Source organism: Streptomyces violaceorubidus, assembly GCF_000717995.1.
Lineage (GTDB): Bacteria > Actinomycetota > Actinomycetes > Streptomycetales > Streptomycetaceae > Streptomyces > Streptomyces violaceorubidus.
In genome coordinates this window covers 76,051-94,614 of record NZ_JODM01000021.1, presented here as the reverse complement: position 1 = coordinate 94,614, position 18,564 = coordinate 76,051, and the positions used below count along the sequence as shown (strand labels likewise).

Here is an 18,564-nt window from a genome sequence, read left to right as displayed (position 1 = left end):
GAGAGCAGCAATGAACGACATCACCTGGGAAGACCCGTTCTGCGGAGAAGGAGCCAACTGCTTCCGCATAGGCACCGACCCCCACGGCAACGCCTACATCGCCGTCGCCGGGCAGGAGGACCGCTACCTCACCGACAGCCGCGAAGCGCTCCGTACCCTCATCCGCGACATCAAGTCCGGCAAGGCGGATCACCTCCTCTAGGGCTAATCCCGCGCACACGCATTGACCTGACTAGACCACTCCTCTTACGTTCGCCACGCAGCCGTCCAGGCCACAGCGTCGTGTGCCCGTAGGAGGTCATGCCCGTGCGTCCCACCGTCCGGTTCACCGCCCTGTTCACCCTCACCGCGCTCGCCTCCGCCTCGCTCGCCGCCTGCGGGAGCGGTTCCGGCAGTGATCCGGACACGGTGAAGGTCTCCTTCAAGCAGTCGACGGACAACTCCATCAAGGTGATGGACACCTATCTCGGCGACATCAAGAAGCAGTTCGAGAAGGCCAACCCGGGGAAGAAGGTCGAGCTGGTGCCGATCAAGGCACCCGACTCGGAGTACTACACCAAGCTCCAGCAGATGCTCCGCTCCCCCAAGACCGCCCCGGACCTGGTCTACGAGGACACCTTCCTCATCAACTCCGACATCACCAGCGGGTACCTGAAGCCGCTCGACGACTACCTGGCCGACTGGAAGGACTGGGACCAGTTCATCGACACGGCGAAGGCGGCGGCCAAGGGCGAGGACGGCAAGACGTACGGCGTGCCGGACGGCACCGACACCCGGGGACTGTGGTTCAGCAAGGACGTGTTCGCCAAGGCGGGGCTGCCCGCCGACTGGCAGCCGAAGACCTGGGACGAGGTGCTGGACGCCGCCCGCGCCATCAAGGAGAAGGTCCCCGGCGTCACTCCGCTCAACGTCTACACCGGCAAGCCCGCCGGCGAGGCGGCCACCATGCAGGGCTTCGAGATGCTGCTGTACGGCACGGGCACGGGGGACGGCGGCTCCGACCCGCTGTACGACAAGGGCAGCAAGAAGTGGATCACGGCGGGGCAGGGGTTCGAGGACTCCCTCTCCTTCGTCGAGACCGTGTACAAGGAGAAGCTCGGCCCCGAGGTCTCCGACGCACTCGACCCCAACTTCGGCACCAAGGTGCGCGGTGAGCTGCTGCCGCAGGGCAGGCTCGGGATCGCGCTCGACGGCTCCTGGCTGCCGCAGGACTGGCTGGAGGGCAGCGGGCACGAGTGGCCCGAGTGGTCGAAGGAGCTCGGCCTCGCCGCCATGCCGACGCAGCACGGGCAGGCTCCCGGCAGGGTGAGCATGTCCGGCGGATGGACCTGGGCCGTCCCGGCCAAGGCCGGCAACCCCGACCTGGCCTTCGAGTTCATCAAGACGATGCAGACCAAGGCCAACGCCCAGAAGTGGTACATCGCCAACTCCGGCATCTCGGTCCGCGAGGACGTCGCGAACGACCCCGCGTACGTCGACGCCCAGCCCGGCATCGAGTTCTTCACCGACCTCGTCGCCGACACCCACTACCGGCCCGCCTACCCCGCGTATCCGAAGGTGTCCGTCGCCATCCAGGAGGCGATGGAGGGCGTGACGACCGGCGACCAGTCGGTCGAGGAGGCGGCGCGCGGCTACGACGAGGCGCTCAAGGAGGCCACCGACAACCAGGTGGTGAGCAAGTGACGGCGGCCGCGCCGGAGCAGGCGGAGCGCGGGGTCCGCAAGACCCCGGTGCCCCCGGCCGCCTCCGGCGGCCGGTCCTGCGCCGTCCGCCGGTCCCTGGTCCGCGCCCTGCCCGTCTCCCCCGCCCTCGTCCTGCTGCTGCTCTTCCTCGCCGGCCCGATCGTCTACTGCGTGGTCATCGCCTTCACCGACCTCCAGCTCACCGGGCAGGCCCGGGAGTCCTTCGTCGGCTTCGACAACTTCACCCGCGCCTTCAAGGACGAGGCGTTCCTCAACGCCGTATGGCTGACCCTGGTGTTCACCGTGCTGTCCTCGCTGATCGGGCAGAACACGCTGGGGCTGGCACTGGCCTCGCTGATGCGGCGGGCGTCGAAGCCGGTCCGCACGCTCACCGGTGGCATCGTTGTCACGGCCTGGGTGCTGCCGGAGGTGGTCGCGGGCTTCCTGCTCTACGCCTTCTTCCGGCGCGAGGGCACCCTCAACGCCATCCTGGACTGGCTGCACCTGCCCTCCCAGAACTGGCTGTTCACCCTGCCGATCCTGGCGGTGTCCTTCGCCAACGTGTGGCGGGGCACGGCGTTCTCGATGCTGGTGTACTCGGCCGCGCTGAACGAGATCCCCCAGGAGGTCACCGAGGCCGCCGAGGTCGACGGCGCGAGCGGCTGGCGCCGGATGTGGCACATCACGCTGCCGATGATCCGGCGCTCCATCGGCACCAACCTGATGCTCAACACCCTCCAGACCCTGTCGGTCTTCGGGCTGATCTGGGTGATGACGCGGGGCGGGCCGAGCGGCAAGAGCCAGACGCTGCCGCTGTTCATGTACGAGCAGGCCTTCCAGAACAGCCTGATCGGGTACGGCACGGCGGTGGCGCTGCTGCTGTTGCTGATCGGTTCGCTGTTCTCGGTCGTGTACCTGCGTCTGCTGCGCACGGAGGTCTGAGATGACGGACACGCTCGCGCCCCGCCCGCCATCGCGGACGGCCCGCCGTACCACCCCCGCCTCGCGCCGCACCCGGCGCCGCACCGCCGCCGACGCCGGGCTGCTGGTGGCGGCCGCGGCCTTCGTGCTGCCGCTGGCCTGGGTGGCGCTGTCGGCCCTGGACCCGCACGCCAGTCTGAGGGTCAAGGTCCCCGACGGGGTCACGCTGGACAACTTCGACGCGATCCTCACCCCGGAGATCACCTTCACCCCGCTGCTCAACAGCCTGATCCTGTGCGGCGGGGCGACCCTGTTGACGGTGGTGTGCGCGGCGCTCGCCGCGTATCCGCTCTCCCGTTTCCGGTCCCGGCTGAACCGGCCGTTCCTGCTCACCGTCCTGTTCGCCACCAGCCTGCCCATCACGGCGATCATGGTGCCCGTCTACGCCCTGTTCGTCCGGGTGAACATGATCGACACCATGCAGGGGACCATCTTCTTCTTCGCCGCCTCACAACTGCCCTTCGCCATCTGGCTGATGAAGAACTTCATGGACGGCGTGCCGAAGGAGCTGGAGGAGGCGGCGTGGACGGACGGGGCGTCGTCGTTCCAGTCGCTGCTGCGGATCGTGCTGCCGCTGATGGGGCCCGGGGTGGCGGTGGTGACGGTGTTCTCGTTCGTGATGATGTGGGGGAACTTCTTCGTCCCCTTCATGCTGCTGCTCTCCCCGGACCAGATGCCCGCCTCGGTCAGCATCAACGACTTCTTCGGCAACCGGGGCATGGTGGCCTACGGACAGCTGGCGGCCTTCTCGATCGTCTACTCGACGCCGGTCGTGTTGCTGTACGTGCTGATCTCCCGGCGGCTGGGCGGAGGGTTCGCGCTGGGCGGGGCGGTCAAGGGGTGAGCGCCCACCGATCCGTACGTTCCTACAATCCGTATCGCTGGCCGAACAGCCCGTAGTCAGCGCCGCCCCGGACCCCTACGGTGTGGCGCGTGCGCCGACCCTCACCCGGCCCGAGCCAGTCGGGTCCCCCGTTCAACGCCCTCGCCGCCCGCCGGCTGCGTGCCGCCCTCAACATGGGGCCCGAGCACGTCGCCCACGGCATACGGACCTCGTACGGGCTGCCGTACGTCGGGCCCGACCTCGTCGTCGCCTGGGAGCGGGGGGCTGCCGCCCCCGAGGGCCCGGAACTGACCGCGCTCGCCGGGGTGCTGTGGTGCTCGCCCGGTGAGCTGATCGGCCGGCCGCAGTCCCTCCGCGAGCACCGCGTCGCCCGCGGTCTGGCACCGGAGGACGTGGCGCGTGCGGTCGGGCTCGGGCTCTCGGCGTACCAGCGGATGGAGGAGGCGGACGACTGGCGCGGCACCGACCGGCAGTCCGCCCGGCTCGCCGACGTGCTCGGCCTCTCGCTGCCCGACTTCGTGACCGTCACCGGGCGCGAGGAGAAGCTGGCCGGCCTGCTGACGAGCGCGGTGACCACCCGCTGGCAGGGCTGTGTCCGCCCGATCGCCAAGCTGGCGCCGCTGGACCGGCGGGTGCTGGAGAACGTCCTCCAGGTGCTGCACCAGGACTACCAGGGGCGGATGGCCGCCACCCTCGGCTGGGGCGGGGGCGCCCCCGACTCCGGCGCCGGGGGCCGGGACTTCCTCGACCGCATCGTGGACCACTTCTGGTCGGCGGTCGAGAAGCACCCGTGAGGAGCGGGCCCGCGGGCTAGAAGACCGACTCGGCCTCGTCCATCCGGTCCTTCGGCACCGTCTTCAGCTCGGTGACCGCCTCCGCCAGCGGCACCATCACGACGTCCGTGCCGCGCAGCGCCGTCATCCGGCCGAAGTCGCCGCGGTGCGCGGCCTCCACCGCGTGCCAGCCGAAGCGGGTGGCGAGGACGCGGTCGTACGCGGTCGGGACGCCGCCGCGCTGGACGTGGCCGAGGATGACCGGCTTGGCCTCCTTGCCGAGCCGGCGCTCCAGCTCGAAGGCGAGCGCGGTGCCGATGCCCTGGAAGCGCTCGTGGCCGAACTTGTCGATGGCGCCCTTGCCGTAGTCCATGGAGCCCTCGGCGGGGTGGGCGCCCTCGGCGACGCAGACGACGGCGAACTTCTTGCCGCGGGCGAAGCGCTCCTCGACCATCTTGACCAGGTCGGCGGGGTCGAAGGGGCGCTCGGGCAGGCAGATGCCGTGGGCGCCGGCCGCCATGCCGGACTCCAGGGCGATCCAGCCGGCGTGCCGGCCCATGACCTCGACGACCATCACGCGCTGGTGGGACTCGGCGGTGGTCTTGAGGCGGTCCATCGCCTCGGTCGCGACGCCCACGGCGGTGTCGAAGCCGAAGGTGCGGTCGGTGGAGGAGATGTCGTTGTCGATGGTCTTCGGCACGCCGACCACCGGCAGACCCGCGTCGGACAGCATGCGGGCGGCGGTGAGGGTGCCCTCGCCGCCGATCGGGATCAGGGCGTCGATGCCGAAGTTCTGGATCATGTCGCCGGCGTTCTCGCAGGCCTCGCGGAGCCGGTCGCGCTCCAGGCGGGAGGAGCCGAGGATGGTGCCGCCGCGGGCGAGGATGCCGCTGACCGCGTTGAGGTCGAGGGTGCGGTACCGGCCGTCCAGCAGCCCGGCGTAGCCGTCCTCGAAGCCGATGACCTCGTCGCCGTAGTTGTCGACCGCTCGGTGCACGACCGACCGGATCACTGCGTTCAGGCCGGGGCAGTCGCCGCCTGCGGTGAGAACTCCGATACGCATCGTGCTGTGTCTCCTGCTCGCTGTTGACACCGGTGAGCCGCTCCAATTGTTCCACGGCCCGGGCGCCGGTGGACGACGGCGGACCCACAGCGCGACGGACGGCGCGGCGAGGGGTGGGACGGAGGGCGGGACGGTGGCGGAGGCTGACGGGCGCCTTAACCGCCGCCAGAGGTACTGTCAAGAGGGTTCCGCACCCCTACGAAACGCTCACCCCGACGAAACGGAGAGCACGCGTGACGCGCAGCGTGTACGTGACCGGCATCGACCGCGGCGACGGCCGCCAGGTCGTCGAGCTGGGGGTCATGGAGCTCCTGACCCGGCAGGTCGACCGGGTCGGCGTCTTCCGGCCCCTGGTGCACGACGGGCCCGACCGGCTCTTCGAGCTGCTGCGCGCCCGCTACCGGCTCTCGCAGGACCCGGCCACCGTCTACGGCATGGACTACCAGGCGGCCTCCCTCCTCCAGGCCGAGCAGGGCGTGGACGAGCTGGTGTCCGCGCTGGTCGACCGCTTCCACCTGGTCGCGCGGGACTACGACGTCGTCCTCGTCCTCGGCACGGACTACGCGGACACGCAGTTCCCGGACGAACTGTCGCTGAACGCACGGCTCGCCAACGAGTTCGGCGCCTCCGTCCTCCCCGTCGTCGGCGGCCGCCGGCAGAGCGCCGAGTCCGTGCTCGCGGAGACCCACAACGCCTTCCGCGCCTACGACGGGCTGGGCTGCGACGTGCTGGCCATGGTGACCAACCGGGTCGCCCGCGAGGACCGGGACGAGATCGCCGGGCGGCTCGCGCACCGGCTGCCGGTGCCGTGCTGGGTGGTGCCGGACGAGCCCGCCCTGTCCGCGCCGACGGTCTCCCAGATCGCGCACGCCCTGGGCGCCGAGATCGTCCTCGGCGACGACTCGGGGCTCGCCCGCGACGCGCTGGACTTCGTCTTCGGCGGGGCCATGCTGCCCAACCTGCTGGCCGCGCTGACCCCGGGCTGCCTGGTGATCACGCCCGGCGACCGCGCCGACCTGGTGATCGGCACGCTGGCCGCGCACAGCGCCGGCACCCCGCCGATAGCCGGCCTCCTGCTGACCCTGAACGAGGTGCCGGGCGAGGGCATCCTCACCCTCGCCGCCCGGCTGGCCCCCGGCACGCCGGTGCTCTCGGTGACCGGCAACAGCTTCCCCACCGCCGAGCGGCTGTTCTCCCTGGAGGGCAAGCTGGGCGCGGCCACCCCGCGCAAGGCGGAGACCGCCCTCGGCCTCTTCGAGCGGTACGTCGACACCGCGGAGCTGAACAAGCGGGTCTCCGCCCCCAGCAGCGACCGGGTCACGCCGATGATGTTCGAGCACAAGCTGCTCGAACAGGCCCGCTCCGACCTGCGCCGGGTCGTGCTGCCCGAGGGCACCGAGGAGCGGGTGCTGCACGCGGCGGAGGTGCTGCTGCGCCGGGGCGTGTGCGAGCTGACGCTGCTCGGTCCGGTCGAGCAGATCCGCAAGAAGGCCGCCGACCTCGGCATCGACCTCGGCGGCGCCGAGCTGATCGACCCGGCCGCCAGCGAGCTGCGCGACTCCTTCGCCGAGAAGTACGCGGCCCTGCGCGCCCACAAGGGCGTGACCGCGGAGCTGGCGTACGACGTGGTCTCCGACGTGAACTACTTCGGCACGCTGATGGTGCAGGAGGGCTTCGCCGACGGCATGGTGTCGGGGTCCGTGCACTCGACGGCGGCGACCATCCGCCCGGCCTTCGAGATCATCAAGACCAAGCCGGACGCCGCCATCGTCTCCTCGGTCTTCTTCATGTGCCTGGCCGACAAGGTGCTGGTGTACGGCGACTGCGCGGTCAATCCGGACCCGGACGCGGAGCAGCTCGCCGACATCGCGACGCAGTCCGCCTCGACCGCCTCGCAGTTCGGGGTGGAGCCGCGGATCGCGATGCTGTCGTACTCGACGGGCACCTCCGGTTCCGGCGCGGACGTGGACAAGGTGCGCGAGGCCACCGAGCTGGTCCGCTCGCGCCGCCCGGACCTCAGCGTCGAGGGGCCGATCCAGTACGACGCCGCGGTCGAACCGTCGGTCGCCGCGACCAAGCTGCCGGGTTCGGCGGTCGCCGGGCAGGCCAGCGTGCTGATCTTCCCCGACCTGAACACCGGCAACAACACCTACAAGGCGGTCCAGCGCTCGGCCGGCGCCATCGCGGTCGGCCCGGTGCTCCAGGGCCTGCGCAAGCCGGTCAACGACCTGTCCCGGGGCGCGCTCGTGCAGGACATCGTCAACACCGTCGCCATCACGGCGATCCAGGCCCAGCAGTCCCCCAGTGAGAAGGCGTCCGACCTGTGACCGGCTCCCGTGTCCTCGTGCTCAACTCCGGCTCCTCGTCGGTGAAGTACCAGCTGATCGACATGCGCGGCGGCGAGCGCCTCGCCGTGGGCCTCGTCGAGCGGATCGGCGAGGAGACCTCGCGGCTGAAGCACACCCCGGCCGGGGGCGACAGCCGTGAGTGGAGCGGGGCGGTCCCGGACCACGAGGCGGCGCTGAAGGCGGTGGCGGCCGAGCTGGCCAAGGACGGCCTGGGCCTCGACTCCCCCGAGCTGGCGGCGATCGGGCACCGGGTGGTCCACGGCGGTCTGCGCTTCACCGAACCGACGGTGATCGACGAGGCCGTGCTCGCCGAGATCGAGCGGCTCGTCCCGGTCGCCCCGCTGCACAACCCGGCGAACCTCACCGGCATCCGCACCGCGCAGGCGCTGCGCCCCGACCTGCCGCAGGTCGCCGTCTTCGACACGGCCTTCCACACGACGATGCCGGAGTCCGCGGCCCGCTACGCGATCGACGTCGCAACCGCCGACGCGCACCGGGTACGGCGCTACGGCTTCCACGGCACCTCGCACGCGTACGTCTCCCGCGAGACCGCGCGGCTGCTGGGCAGGGCGCCCGAGGACGTGAACGTCATCGTGCTGCACCTGGGCAACGGGGCGTCCGCCTCGGCCGTGCGCGGCGGGCGGTGCGTGGACACCTCCATGGGGCTGACGCCTTTGGAGGGGCTCGTGATGGGTACGCGCTCGGGAGACATGGACCCGGCCGTCATCTTCCATTTGATGCGCGTTGGGGGAATGTCCGCCGACGAGATCGACACTCTCCTCAACAAGAGGAGCGGCCTGATCGGGCTGTGCGGCGACAACGACATGCGGGAGATCCGCCGCCGTGTCGACGCCGGCGACGAGCGGGCGCGGCTGGCCTTCGACATCTACATTCACCGGCTCAAGAAGTACATCGGCGCCTATTACGCCGTTCTCGGACGCGTGGACGCCGTGGCGTTCACGGCCGGGGTCGGGGAGAACTCGGCGCCGGTGCGGGAGGCGGCCGTGGCGGGCCTGGAGGGGCTCGGGCTGGCGGTCGACGGCGAGCTGAACGCCGTACGCGGCGACGAGGCCCGGCTGATCTCGCCCGAGCGGGCGCGGGTGGCGGTGGCGGTGGTGCCGACGGACGAGGAAATGGAGATCGCGACACAGACCTACGCGCTGGTAAATGAATCGGGGAATCCGAATCTCACCTGAGCGGCATCCCGCCCTTTTGTATATTCCGCCAGACGGAATATTCCGCGCCGAAACAAACCGATAGGATGGCCCCCATGCGCCGTTCGAAAATCGTCTGTACTCTCGGCCCCGCGGTCGACTCCCACGAGCAGCTCGTCACGCTGATCGAAGCCGGCATGAACGTGGCCCGCTTCAACTTCAGCCACGGCACCCACGCCGAGCACCAGGGGCGTTACGACCGGGTCCGGGCCGCCGCCAAGAAGACCGGCAGTGCCATCGGTGTGCTCGCCGACCTCCAGGGCCCGAAGATCCGCCTGGAGACCTTCGCGGAGGGCCCCGTCGAGCTGGTGCGCGGTGACGAGTTCACCATCACCACCGAGGACGTCCCGGGTGACAGGACGATCTGCGGCACGACGTACAAGGGCCTGCCCGGCGACGTCGCCAAGGGCGACCAGGTGCTCATCAACGACGGCAACGTCGAGCTGAAGGTCACCGAGGTCGAGGGCTCCCGGGTGAAGACGATCGTCATCGAGGGCGGCGTCATCTCCGACCACAAGGGCATCAACCTGCCCGGCACGGCGGTCAACGTCCCCGCGCTGAGCGAGAAGGACGTCGAGGACCTCCGTTTCGCGCTGCGCATGGGCTGCGACCTGGTCGCCCTCTCCTTCGTCCGGGACGCCAAGGACGTCGCCGACGTGCACCGCGTCATGGACGAGGAGGGCCGTCGCGTCCCGGTGATCGCCAAGGTGGAGAAGCCCCAGGCGGTCGACAACATGGAGGACGTCGTGATGGCGTTCGACGGCGTGATGGTCGCCCGCGGCGACCTGGCCGTCGAGTACCCGCTCGAGAAGGTCCCCATGGTGCAGAAGCGCCTGATCGAGCTGTGCCGGCGCAACGCCAAGCCGGTGATCGTGGCGACCCAGATGATGGAGTCGATGATCACCAACTCCCGTCCGACCCGCGCCGAGGCCTCCGACGTGGCCAACGCGATCCTGGACGGCGCGGACGCGGTCATGCTGTCCGCCGAGTCCAGCGTGGGCGCGTACCCGATCGAGACCGTCAAGACGATGTCGAAGATCGTCACCGCCGCCGAGCAGGAGCTGCTCTCCAAGGGCCTCCAGCCGCTGGTGCCGGGCAAGAAGCCGCGCACGCAGGGCGGTTCGGTGGCCCGCGCCGCCGCCGAGATCGCCGACTTCCTGGGCGGCAAGGGCCTGGTGGCCTTCACCCAGTCCGGCGACACCGCCCGCCGGCTCTCGCGCTACCGCGCCTGCCAGCCGATCCTCGCCTTCACCACCGACGAGTCCACCCGCAACCAGCTGGCGCTCAGCTGGGGCGTGGAGCCGCACGTGGTGCCGTTCGTGAACAGCACGGACGAGATGGTCGACCTGGTGGACCAGGAGACGGCCCGCCTCGGCCGGTTCAGCGACGGCGACATCGTCGTGATCACCGCCGGTTCGCCCCCCGGCGTGCCCGGCACCACCAACATGGTGCGGGTCCTCCACCTGGGCGAGACGCGGCGCGGCTGACCGCTCCTCCTCTCCCGTCGTACGCGCCGAGGGCGCCCCCTGTCGCAGGGGGCGCCCTCGGTGGTGTGGCCCGCGGCCGCGGTCTCAGCCGGTGATGTACTGGTGCAGCCCGGGAACGTGCAGGGTGCCGCCGAACTGGCCGGCCTGCACCACCTTCACGTTCGTGAAGTAGATCAACGGGATGTCCAACGGCGGCGGATTCTCCGGGTCGAAGGTGATCGGGATCAGCCCGAGCAGGTTGCCCGAGATGCTCTCGGTGTACATGACCGTGTCGCCGTCGCGGATCGTGGACGTGGAGCCCTTGGCCGCTTGGACGTGGTAAGTCTTGCCGGTCGTGTCGTCCTTGACGATCTGGTGCAGGTCGCCGATGTCGGTGCCTTTGGAGATGACGTACTTCAGGACCTTCTTCGTCGCCCCACTGGCCGTCTTCACCTCGACGATGCCCTTGTAGGAGGCTCCCTTCAGGGTGAGTGAGCTGGCCTCCAGGTACCAGGGGTCCTCCGGCACGGGCAGCGTGTTGTCGACACCGCCCTCCTCTTCGGTGGCGGCCGGGCAGTCCTCCGGGTCCACCGCGGCGCTCTCGGACGGCTCGGCGCTGGGCGAGGCGGTGACCTCGTCCTTCGCCTCCTGCGCGGCCTTCTCGGCGTCCTCCGCGGCCTTGTCCACCGTGTCCTTGGTGTCCTCGGCCGCCTTCGACGCCGCGTCGGTCGCGCCGTCCACGGTGTCCTTCACCGTGCCGGTGACCTTGTCGGTGGTCTCCTTCACGACGTCGGACGCGTCGTCGCCGGCGCTCTGGGACGCCGAGGGGGTCGGCGTCGGGCTCGCGGTCTCCTCGGCCTTCTCGCCACCGGTGAAGATGCCCTCTATGGCGTCGCCGATGCCCTCCAGCAGGCCGCCCTTCTCCGATTCGGAGGGGGAAGGCTCGGCGGCGCTCGCGCCGACCGATTCCTTGCCCTCGGACGCGGAGGGGCTCGGAGCGGGCTCGGACTTGTCGCCGTCGGCGGCCTTGTCACCGGCGGCCGTGTCGTCCTTGTCGTCGGAACCTGAATCCGACGAAGAGGACGCGTCCTTGTCCCTGCCCGGCTTCTTGCCCGTGTCCCCGGCCGACGGCGAGGCACTGGGCTCCGTCCCGTCCTGCTTGCCGTCGTCAGTCGCGGAAGGCGAAGGTGCGGGCGACTCGGACGCGTCCTTCTCGGCGTCCGCCATGGCCTCGACACAGGCCTTGTACTCGTCCGCCGTCAGACTGTTGGACGACGGCGCGCCCTGGTCGTTCCCGTCCGCGAGGGCGAGGGTCGGTGTGAACCCCAGCCCCATGAGGACCGCCGTGGGCATCGCCGCCAGGGCTATCGCCTTGCCGGTGGGCACATGGAATCTGGTGAACAGTGGCTTCCTGGGCGCCGCGTGACGTGGCCCCGTTCTCGCACGGGACGTCTCCTCGTCCATCCCGTGCTTCACCTCGTCAGCCGGCACTGTGCCTCCCGTTCGCCCCGTTGGCCGGGCTCGTTCCTGACCGATCGTCGCCCCCGGGTGCGCTCAGGGACGGGGCGGAAGCCAAGTCGCTCCCCGAGCCCTCGACGGCGCCGCCCTCGCCCTTGCCGCCCTTGGCCGACCCCGGCTCGACCGGCTCCCCCGGCGCCCACGCCACGGCCAGGGCACCGCCGACGAGCGAAAGCATGAAGCCGATGACGAAGCCACCGAAGTTGGCGACGGGAATGGACACCAGCGCGAGCAGAATCGCCGCGATTCCCGCGAAGACCCGTACGTGCTTCTGGAACCAGAGGCTGACGCCGAGTACGACCAGGAGCACGCCGATAATCAGAGAACCGGCGCCGGCCGTGGTGGCCATCGCCACCGTCAGGTTTCCGAACTGCAGGTGCGCGTACGGGAAGTACATGATCGGGAAGCCACCGAGCAGGACGAGCAGACCGGCCCAGAAGGGCCTGGCGCCCCGCCAGCCTCGGAACTGCAGCCTGCGGCGGGTGAACTGGCCGACGGCGGCAGGAGTCTCGGCGCTCATGGAAAACAGCTCCCTGGTACAGCGTTGCTGTGGTGGTGATCTGGGCCGCCACGTCGCGAGGCGGCCGAAGGACCGACGGGCGGGGGCGCAACCGGCCCCCACCCGTCAGCGAGGGCTCAGTAGCACTCGACGCCTTCGCCGGAGCCCTTCTTCAGCGACATGCGCAGACCGCTGAGCTGGAAGGTACCGGCGGTGGTCGCCCACGCCGTCTGCTTCACGTCCTTCAGCACGGCCTGGTCCGCCTGCTGCGCGAAGCCGCCCGGGCTGGTCTGCTTGCCCTCGACCTCACCCTGCTTCTGCCTCGGGCCCTTGTTGATGGCCCCGGCAGCCACGCCGATGTCGATGTTCGTGAAGGTGGCGTCCGCCTCCAGGTCCTGAACATCGATGTAGAGCTGCTTGGCGTGGACCTTGCCCGAATCCTTGTTGCTGTCGCCCGCCTCCAGCCTCAGCGTGACGGTGCCGATCAGCGGGATGTTCGGGGTGACGACCGACTGGCACATCTTGGTGATGGTGGCCTTGTCGAACGCCGAGACCGCCACGGCATGGTTGCCGTCCACGCCCTTGTCGTAGGCCCCGTACTGCGAGAAGCCCGTACCCACGAGCTCCTTGGCCGTCACCTTGAACGACTGGCCCGACACGCTGAACGAGGCGGCGAGAGCGCCCTGCGCGAGCGCGACGCCTATCGCAGCCGTCGCGGCGACGCTGGGCACCATCACCACAGCGAACCGCTTCCATCTGGTCCCGCCACGCACCTGGGACTCCATATTTCCTCCTTCTCGGACGTACATCTCCTGACCTCGGCCCCGTCGCCAGTCGGCGACTCGGCCCGGCAGGGATGGGAGAAGTGCTACGTCCTCGGGAAGGAGAGCGCCCGCACTCGGCGGCACGTACAACGCGCCCGAATAACCGGCGATCACCCCCGAGCGACAACCACTGGTCGCGCCTGACACGCATCACGCACAACCCTGCTGGACAGGCTTCGCCGGATGAGCGAAGACCCCCCTGTCCAAGGGCCGGCATCACTGCCGCCGACCCTGCTCGGTGGGGACCCAGGAACCCCCGCCACCCGACCGGCTGTCGGGGTACGGGAATGGACCGAGCGTCGCCGATCGTGGTGCATTCTCGCCGTCGACACAAGGGGGTTCGTTACTGGCTAGTAGCGGCCGCGTGTCCGCGGGACGACGCACCGGGCCCGAACGGCGACGCTGGGTGTGCCCTGAGGGCGGAACAAAACCATTGATCGACGGACAGAGTCCGACAGATCGACGCCGCCGACTTACTGCAAGTAACAGCGGCCGCGATTACCAAGTTTTGGTAAAGCGCGGCCGCAGTGACGCCTCTTCGACAGCTCCTTCACACGTGCAACACGTCGACGGCGTTTGAAACGCCGCCGACGGCGCCGACCACGAGGTCGGCCGGAAGGGGGTCGACTAGAAGAGGGCGCGGGCGAGCGCCCGGCGCGCCGCGGTCACCCGCGGATCGTCGGCGCCGACCACCTCGAACAGCTCCAGCAGCCGCAGCCGTACGGCGTCCCGGTCGTCGCCCGCCGTGACGCGCACCGTGTCGATGAGGCGCCCGAAGGCGTCCTCCACGTGACCGCCCACCAGATCCAGGTCGGCGGCGGCGATCTGCGCCTGGGCGTCGCGCGGCTTGTCGGCAGCCTCCTGACGGACCTTCTGCGGGTCGGCGTTCTGCACCCGCTGGAGCAGCTCGGCCTGCGCCAGGCCCAGTTTGGCCTCGGTGTTGCCCGGCTCCTCGGCCAGCACGTTCTTGTACGCCCGCACCGCACCGCCCAGGTCGCCCGCGTCCATCGCCTGCACGGCGGCATCGAGGGCCGCGTCGTGCGGCCCGGCCGGACGCTCGGGGGCGACGGACTGCGCGGCGCCCGGCTCCGCCTCCGGGTCGACGACGAGACCGGTCAGACCGAAACGCTCCTCGCCGACCTGCACCAGCTGGTCCAGGGTCTGGCGGATCTGCGCCTCGCCCGCGGCCCCCTGGAAGAGCGGCAGCGCCTGTCCGGCGACGACCGCGAACACGGCGGGGATGCCCTGGACGCCGAACTGCTGCATCAGCATCTGGTTGGCGTCGACGTCGATCTTGGCGAGGAGGAAACGCCCGTTGTACTCGACGGCGAGCCGCTCCAGGACCGGGCTCAACTGCTTGCAGGGCTCGCACCACTCGGCCCAGAAGTCGATGACGACCGGGACCTCGGTGGACCGTTGCAGGACCTCGCTCTCGAAACCGGCCTCGTCGACGTCGATGACGAGGTCGGCCGGGGAGACGGCTCCCGTGCCGCCGCCCTGACGGGCGGCCTGGGCGCGCGCCTGCTCCGCCTTCGCCTTGGCCTCCTGGGCCTGCTTCACCGCGGCGAGGTCGACGACCCCGCTCATGGACATGTTCCGTGGCTGCATGGGTCTATCCTCCCCCGTACGGCGCGCGCGTGTGAAAACCGGGTCGAAAGCCCGCCCGGATGTGTGCTGTTCGGTGTGCGTCCTGCCGGCGCCGGGTCCCCACCCCACGCCCGTGGTCGTCGCTGCGGCGCGGGCGGACCCACGCTTTCGCTACGAGTCGTAGCGTAATACCGGGAGGGCCCCTCGCAACACCCCGCCCCGGTGATCTGTCTCACGGCGGCCCGCGTGTTACCCGCCGGTTAAGGTCGGGGGATGCAGAGCAGCACCCCCGCCGGCCGTGCCGGGCGCCCGCGCAGTGCCGCGGCGGACACCGCGATCCTGGCCGCGACGCGGGCCGCCCTGGTCGACCTCGGCTGGTCGAAGCTCACCCTGGGGGACGTCGCCACGCGGGCCGGGGTTGCCAAGACGACGCTCTACCGCCGCTGGGCGGGCAAGAACGAGCTGGTCGTGGACGCGGTGGCGGAGCTCTTCGACGAGCTCGAACTGCCCGACCGCGGCTCCCTCCCCGCCGACATCGAGGGCGTGGTGCTCCAGTTCGCGGCGATCCTGGCCCGGCCGGAGGCGCGCAGCGGCCTGATGGCGGTGGTCGCGGAGTCCACGCGGGACGACGCGCTGCGCGAGCGCATCCGCGCCTCGATCGTGGAGCGGCAGAAGCGCCTGGTGCTGGAGGGCAGGGAGCGGGCCCAGGCCCGGGGCGAGCTGCCGCCGGAGCCGGACGCCGCGGAGGCCGCCCGCACCGCGGACCTGATCTTCGACATGGTCGCGGGAGCGGTGGTGCACCGCACGCTGGTCAGCGCTCAGGCCGCGACCGAGGAGTGGGTGCGCAGCTTCACCCAGGTACTGCTGTGGGGGCTCGCCTCCAGGCCGACCGAGTCGGGGGGTGGGTGGGCGTAGCCCGGGGGCCAGGGGGCGCAGCCCCCTGGTGATCCCCCCGCGGCACCGGGCTCAGAACCCCGCAGGCTCCGTGTACACCCCCCACTCGTCCCGCAGCACCCCGCAGATCTCCCCGAGCGTCGCCTCCGCCCGCACCGCGTCCAGCATCGGCTCGATCATGTTGCTCCCAGAGCGGGCCGCCGCCAGCATCGCGTCCAGGGCGCCCCTCACCGCCGCGTCGTCGCGGGCGGCCTTGCGCTCGCCCAGCACCCGCACCTGCTCGCGCTCGACCTCGTGGCTGACCCGAAGTATCTCCAGGTCGCCGGTGACGGAGCCGGTGTGGACGTTGACGCCGACCACCTTCTTGTCGTCCTTCTCCAAGGACTGCTGGTAGCGGAAGGCCGACTCGGCGATCTCACCGGTGAACCAGCCGTCCTCGATGCCGCGCAGCAGGCCGGAGGTGATCGGGCCGACGGGGTGCTGCCCGTCGGGGTGGGCCCGCAGCCCGCGCTCCTTGATCTGCTCGAAGATCTTCTCCGCGTCGGCCTCGATGCGGTCGGTCAGCTGCTCGACGAACCAGGAACCGCCCAGCGGATCGGCGACGTTGGCGACGCCGGTCTCCTCCATCAGCACCTGCTGGGTGCGCAGGGCGATCTCCGCGGCCTGCTCACTGGGCAGCGCGAGGGTCTCGTCGAGGGCGTTGGTGTGCAGGGAGTTGGTGCCGCCGAGCACCGCAGCGAGCGCCTCCACCGCCGTACGGACCACGTTGTTGTACGGCTGCTGCGCGGTCAGCGAGACACCGGCGGTCTGGGTGTGGAAGCGCAGCCACTGGGCCTTGTCGGTCTGCGCCCCGTACACGTCGCGCATCCACCGCGCCCAGATCCGGCGCGCCGCGCGGAACTTGGCGATCTCCTCGAAGAAGTCGACGTGCGCGTCGAAGAAGAAGGAGAGACCGGGCGCGAAGACGTCCACGTCCAGACCGCGGCTGAGCCCCAGCTCCACGTACCCGAAGCCGTCCGCCAGCGTGTACGCCAGCTCCTGCGCGGCCGTCGCACCCGCCTCGCGGATGTGGTAGCCGGAGACGGAGAGCGGCTTGTAGGCGGGGATGCCGGCCGCGCAGTACTCCATCAGGTCGCCGATCAGGCGCAGGTGCGGCTCGGGCTGGAAGAGCCACTCCTTCTGGGCGATGTACTCCTTGAAGATGTCGGTCTGGAGCGTGCCGTTGAGCACGGACGCGTCGACGCCCTGGCGTTCGGCGGCGACCAGGTACATGCAGAACACGGGCACGGCGGGCCCGCTGATCGTCATGGAGGTCGTCACGTCGCCGAGCGGGATGTCCTTGAAGAGGACCTCCATGTCGGCGGCCGAGTCGATGGCCACGCCGCAGTGCCCGACCTCGCCGAGCGAGCGCGGGTCGTCGGAGTCGCGGCCCATCAGGGTCGGCATGTCGAAGGCGACCGAGAGCCCGCCGCCGCCGTTGCGGAGGATCATCTTGTAGCGCTCGTTGGTCTGCTCGGCGTTGCCGAACCCGGCGAACTGCCGGATGGTCCACGTACGCCCCCGGTACCCGGTCGGGTACAGACCGCGGGTGAAGGGGTACTCGCCCGGCCAGCCGATCCGCTCGAACCCCTCGTACTCGTCCCCCGGCCGGGGCCCGTACACCGGCTCCACGGGATCGCCGGAGAGCGTGGTGAAGTCCGCGTCGCGCTTGCGCGCCGCGTCGTACCGGGCCTGCCAGCGGAGGCGGCCCTCTTCTATGGCGTGAGCGTCCATACCCCCAAATTTACTAGGACGTCCAAGTAAATGTCGATGGGCTACCGCCGTACGGGTGTCCGCACGGCGGTGGGACGGCCGGTGAGGGCCGGTTACGCCTTGACCGGCTCGGGCGCCTCGGTGGCGGCGACCTTGGCGTCCAGCTCCCGGCTGATGCGCCGCTCCACGAAGAAGGCGGCCGTCGGAACGGTCCCGGCGAGCAGCACCCACAGCTGCTTCTTCACCGGCCACTTCGCCTTGGACCCCAGATCGAAGGCGAAGACCAGGTAGATCACGTACAGCCAGCCGTGGGCGATGCTGACGACCTGGGTGAAGTCCGCGGCGCCGCCCAGATCCAGGACGTACTTCGCGATCATGCCGAGGCACAGCGCGATCAGCAGCACTCCGGTGACGTACGCCATGACCCGGTAGCGGGTCAGCACGCTCTTTTTCATGGCTCCGAGCGTAACCGCCCGTTTCGCGCGATCTTCGACCGGGTCGGGCGACTCGCCGGGCCCGCCCGGCCGGCAAGGTCCCCCGCTCAGCCCTCCTCGAAGTCCCCCGCGGCGACCCGCAGCGGGCGGAGCATCGCGAAGATCTCCCCGCACTCCTCGGCGTCGTAGGCGCCCAGGCCGAAGTCCATCGCCATCAGGTCGCGGGTGGCCGCCTCGACGACCTCGCGGCCCCTGTCGGTGATGGTGGCCAGCGTGCCTCGGCCGTCGTTGGGGTTGGGGCGCTTGGCCACCAGGCCGGAGCGCACCAGCCGGTCCACGGTGTTGGTCACGGAGGTGGGGTGCACCATCAGGCGCTCGCCGATCTTGGACATCGGCAGCTCGCCCGACTTGGAGAAGGTGAGCAGCACCAGCGCCTCGTACCGCGCGAACGTCAGCCCGTACGGCTTGACCACGGCGTCGACCTCGCCCAGCAGGATCTGCTGGGCCCGCATGATCGAGGTGATCGCGGCCATGGAGGGCACACCGCCCCAGCGCTGTGCCCAGAGTTCGTCGGCTCGGGCGATGGGATCGAAGGAGAGACTGAGGGGCTTCGGCACGGCAAGAGACCTTACCGGCCGGTCATATGCCGGTCAGCCCCGTCTCGCCCTTCGATACCTACGCCCGC

At 70.3% G+C, this 18,564-nt stretch carries 17 protein-coding genes; 9 read left to right on the top strand and 8 right to left on the bottom strand.

Going from position 1 to position 18,564, the window contains the following annotated elements; all coding sequences use genetic code 11:
* Nucleotides 1–10 precede the first annotated feature (10 nt).
* From IE94_RS0122975 to IE94_RS0122955, 5 genes are all read left to right on the top strand, one after another.
* The gene (locus tag IE94_RS0122975; protein ID WP_030187416.1) at nucleotides 11–202 is read left to right on the top strand and encodes a hypothetical protein; all 192 of its coding nucleotides are present in this window, start codon (nucleotides 11–13) and stop codon (nucleotides 200–202) included.
* A 98-nt stretch (nucleotides 203–300) separates the two neighbouring features.
* The gene (locus IE94_RS0122970) at nucleotides 301–1,683 is read left to right on the top strand and encodes an extracellular solute-binding protein (protein ID WP_030187414.1); all 1,383 of its coding nucleotides are present in this window, start codon (nucleotides 301–303) and stop codon (nucleotides 1,681–1,683) included.
* Entirely contained in the window at nucleotides 1,680–2,624 is a 945-nt protein-coding gene (locus IE94_RS0122965; protein ID WP_030187411.1) for a carbohydrate ABC transporter permease, read from the top strand. Before IE94_RS0122970 ends, IE94_RS0122965 begins: the two co-directional genes overlap by 4 nt.
* 1 nt (nucleotide 2,625) lies before the next feature.
* Nucleotides 2,626–3,507 (top strand): carbohydrate ABC transporter permease, encoded by an 882-nt coding sequence (locus IE94_RS0122960; protein WP_030187408.1) that lies wholly within the window; start codon nucleotides 2,626–2,628, stop codon nucleotides 3,505–3,507.
* Nucleotides 3,508–3,587: 80 nt separating this feature from the next.
* Complete coding sequence (locus tag IE94_RS0122955) at nucleotides 3,588–4,301, top strand: helix-turn-helix domain-containing protein (RefSeq protein WP_030187405.1); 714 nt, start codon at nucleotides 3,588–3,590, stop codon at nucleotides 4,299–4,301.
* 16 nt (nucleotides 4,302–4,317) lie between these two features.
* On the opposite strand, the gene IE94_RS0122950 is transcribed toward IE94_RS0122955, so the two are convergent.
* Nucleotides 4,318–5,343 carry an ATP-dependent 6-phosphofructokinase gene (locus tag IE94_RS0122950; protein WP_030187401.1) on the bottom strand — a complete coding sequence of 342 codons (1,026 nt, stop codon included), beginning with the start codon at nucleotides 5,341–5,343 and terminating at the stop codon, nucleotides 4,318–4,320.
* Between the two features lie 233 nt (nucleotides 5,344–5,576).
* Between IE94_RS0122950 and pta the strand changes: the two genes are divergently transcribed.
* From pta to pyk, 3 genes are all read left to right on the top strand, one after another.
* Nucleotides 5,577–7,670 (top strand): phosphate acetyltransferase, encoded by a 2,094-nt coding sequence (pta, locus tag IE94_RS0122945; RefSeq protein WP_030187396.1) that lies wholly within the window; start codon nucleotides 5,577–5,579, stop codon nucleotides 7,668–7,670.
* The gene (locus IE94_RS0122940) at nucleotides 7,667–8,887 is read left to right on the top strand and encodes an acetate kinase (protein ID WP_030187394.1); all 1,221 of its coding nucleotides are present in this window, start codon (nucleotides 7,667–7,669) and stop codon (nucleotides 8,885–8,887) included. Before pta ends, IE94_RS0122940 begins: the two co-directional genes overlap by 4 nt.
* 74 nt (nucleotides 8,888–8,961) lie before the next feature.
* Nucleotides 8,962–10,392, top strand: a complete 1,431-nt coding sequence (gene pyk, locus IE94_RS0122935) for a pyruvate kinase (protein ID WP_030187393.1) — start codon at nucleotides 8,962–8,964, stop codon at nucleotides 10,390–10,392.
* 84 nt (nucleotides 10,393–10,476) lie between these two features.
* Here the strand turns inward: pyk and IE94_RS0122930 are convergent, their stop codons facing one another.
* The 4 genes from IE94_RS0122930 to IE94_RS0122915 all read right to left on the bottom strand — a co-directional run bounded on the left by IE94_RS0122930 (nucleotide 10,477) and on the right by IE94_RS0122915 (nucleotide 14,820).
* A complete protein-coding gene (locus tag IE94_RS0122930; protein ID WP_030187392.1) occupies nucleotides 10,477–11,862 on the bottom strand; it encodes a hypothetical protein in 1,386 nt (461 codons plus the stop codon).
* On the bottom strand, nucleotides 11,852–12,409 hold the full coding sequence (locus tag IE94_RS0122925) for a DUF6114 domain-containing protein (RefSeq protein WP_030187390.1): 558 nt from the start codon (nucleotides 12,407–12,409) through the stop codon (nucleotides 11,852–11,854). The genes IE94_RS0122930 and IE94_RS0122925 overlap by 11 nt, the downstream gene beginning before the upstream one ends.
* A 116-nt stretch (nucleotides 12,410–12,525) precedes the next feature.
* On the bottom strand, nucleotides 12,526–13,173 hold the full coding sequence (locus IE94_RS0122920; RefSeq protein ID WP_030187388.1) for a DUF6230 family protein: 648 nt from the start codon (nucleotides 13,171–13,173) through the stop codon (nucleotides 12,526–12,528).
* Between the two features lie 666 nt (nucleotides 13,174–13,839).
* Entirely contained in the window at nucleotides 13,840–14,820 is a 981-nt protein-coding gene (locus IE94_RS0122915) for a tetratricopeptide repeat protein (RefSeq protein ID WP_030187387.1), read from the bottom strand.
* A 252-nt stretch (nucleotides 14,821–15,072) separates the two neighbouring features.
* Between IE94_RS0122915 and IE94_RS0122910 the strand changes: the two genes are divergently transcribed.
* On the top strand, nucleotides 15,073–15,714 hold the full coding sequence (locus IE94_RS0122910; RefSeq protein WP_030187383.1) for a TetR/AcrR family transcriptional regulator: 642 nt from the start codon (nucleotides 15,073–15,075) through the stop codon (nucleotides 15,712–15,714).
* A gap of 51 nt (nucleotides 15,715–15,765) precedes the next feature.
* Here IE94_RS0122910 and icmA read toward each other — a convergent pair whose 3' ends face one another.
* The 3 genes from icmA to IE94_RS0122895 form a co-directional block, all read right to left on the bottom strand.
* Nucleotides 15,766–17,466 (bottom strand): coenzyme B12-dependent isobutyryl-CoA mutase large subunit, encoded by a 1,701-nt coding sequence (gene icmA, locus IE94_RS0122905; protein ID WP_030187379.1) that lies wholly within the window; start codon nucleotides 17,464–17,466, stop codon nucleotides 15,766–15,768.
* A gap of 92 nt (nucleotides 17,467–17,558) precedes the next feature.
* Complete coding sequence (locus tag IE94_RS0122900; RefSeq protein ID WP_030187377.1) at nucleotides 17,559–17,900, bottom strand: DUF3817 domain-containing protein; 342 nt, start codon at nucleotides 17,898–17,900, stop codon at nucleotides 17,559–17,561.
* Between the two features lie 86 nt (nucleotides 17,901–17,986).
* Complete coding sequence (locus IE94_RS0122895) at nucleotides 17,987–18,496, bottom strand: MarR family winged helix-turn-helix transcriptional regulator (RefSeq protein ID WP_030187370.1); 510 nt, start codon at nucleotides 18,494–18,496, stop codon at nucleotides 17,987–17,989.
* Between the last annotated feature and the right edge of the window lie 68 nt (nucleotides 18,497–18,564).

What these genes read in the sequence shown, in the direction of transcription:
- IE94_RS0122975 (WP_030187416.1), top strand. Translation starts at nt 11, where the DNA reads ATGAACGACATCACCTGGGAAGACCCGTTCTGCGGAGAAGGAGCCAAC.
- IE94_RS0122970 (WP_030187414.1), top strand. Translation starts at nt 301, where the DNA reads ATGCCCGTGCGTCCCACCGTCCGGTTCACCGCCCTGTTCACCCTCACC.
- IE94_RS0122960 (WP_030187408.1), top strand. Translation starts at nt 2,626, where the DNA reads ATGACGGACACGCTCGCGCCCCGCCCGCCATCGCGGACGGCCCGCCGT.
- IE94_RS0122950 (WP_030187401.1), bottom strand. Translation starts at nt 5,343, where the DNA reads ATGCGTATCGGAGTTCTCACCGCAGGCGGCGACTGCCCCGGCCTGAAC.
- pyk (WP_030187393.1), top strand. Translation starts at nt 8,962, where the DNA reads ATGCGCCGTTCGAAAATCGTCTGTACTCTCGGCCCCGCGGTCGACTCC.
- IE94_RS0122925 (WP_030187390.1), bottom strand. Translation starts at nt 12,409, where the DNA reads ATGAGCGCCGAGACTCCTGCCGCCGTCGGCCAGTTCACCCGCCGCAGG.
- IE94_RS0122920 (WP_030187388.1), bottom strand. Translation starts at nt 13,173, where the DNA reads ATGGAGTCCCAGGTGCGTGGCGGGACCAGATGGAAGCGGTTCGCTGTG.
- IE94_RS0122915 (WP_030187387.1), bottom strand. Translation starts at nt 14,820, where the DNA reads ATGCAGCCACGGAACATGTCCATGAGCGGGGTCGTCGACCTCGCCGCG.
- IE94_RS0122910 (WP_030187383.1), top strand. Translation starts at nt 15,073, where the DNA reads ATGCAGAGCAGCACCCCCGCCGGCCGTGCCGGGCGCCCGCGCAGTGCC.
- icmA (WP_030187379.1), bottom strand. Translation starts at nt 17,466, where the DNA reads ATGGACGCTCACGCCATAGAAGAGGGCCGCCTCCGCTGGCAGGCCCGG.
- IE94_RS0122900 (WP_030187377.1), bottom strand. Translation starts at nt 17,900, where the DNA reads ATGAAAAAGAGCGTGCTGACCCGCTACCGGGTCATGGCGTACGTCACC.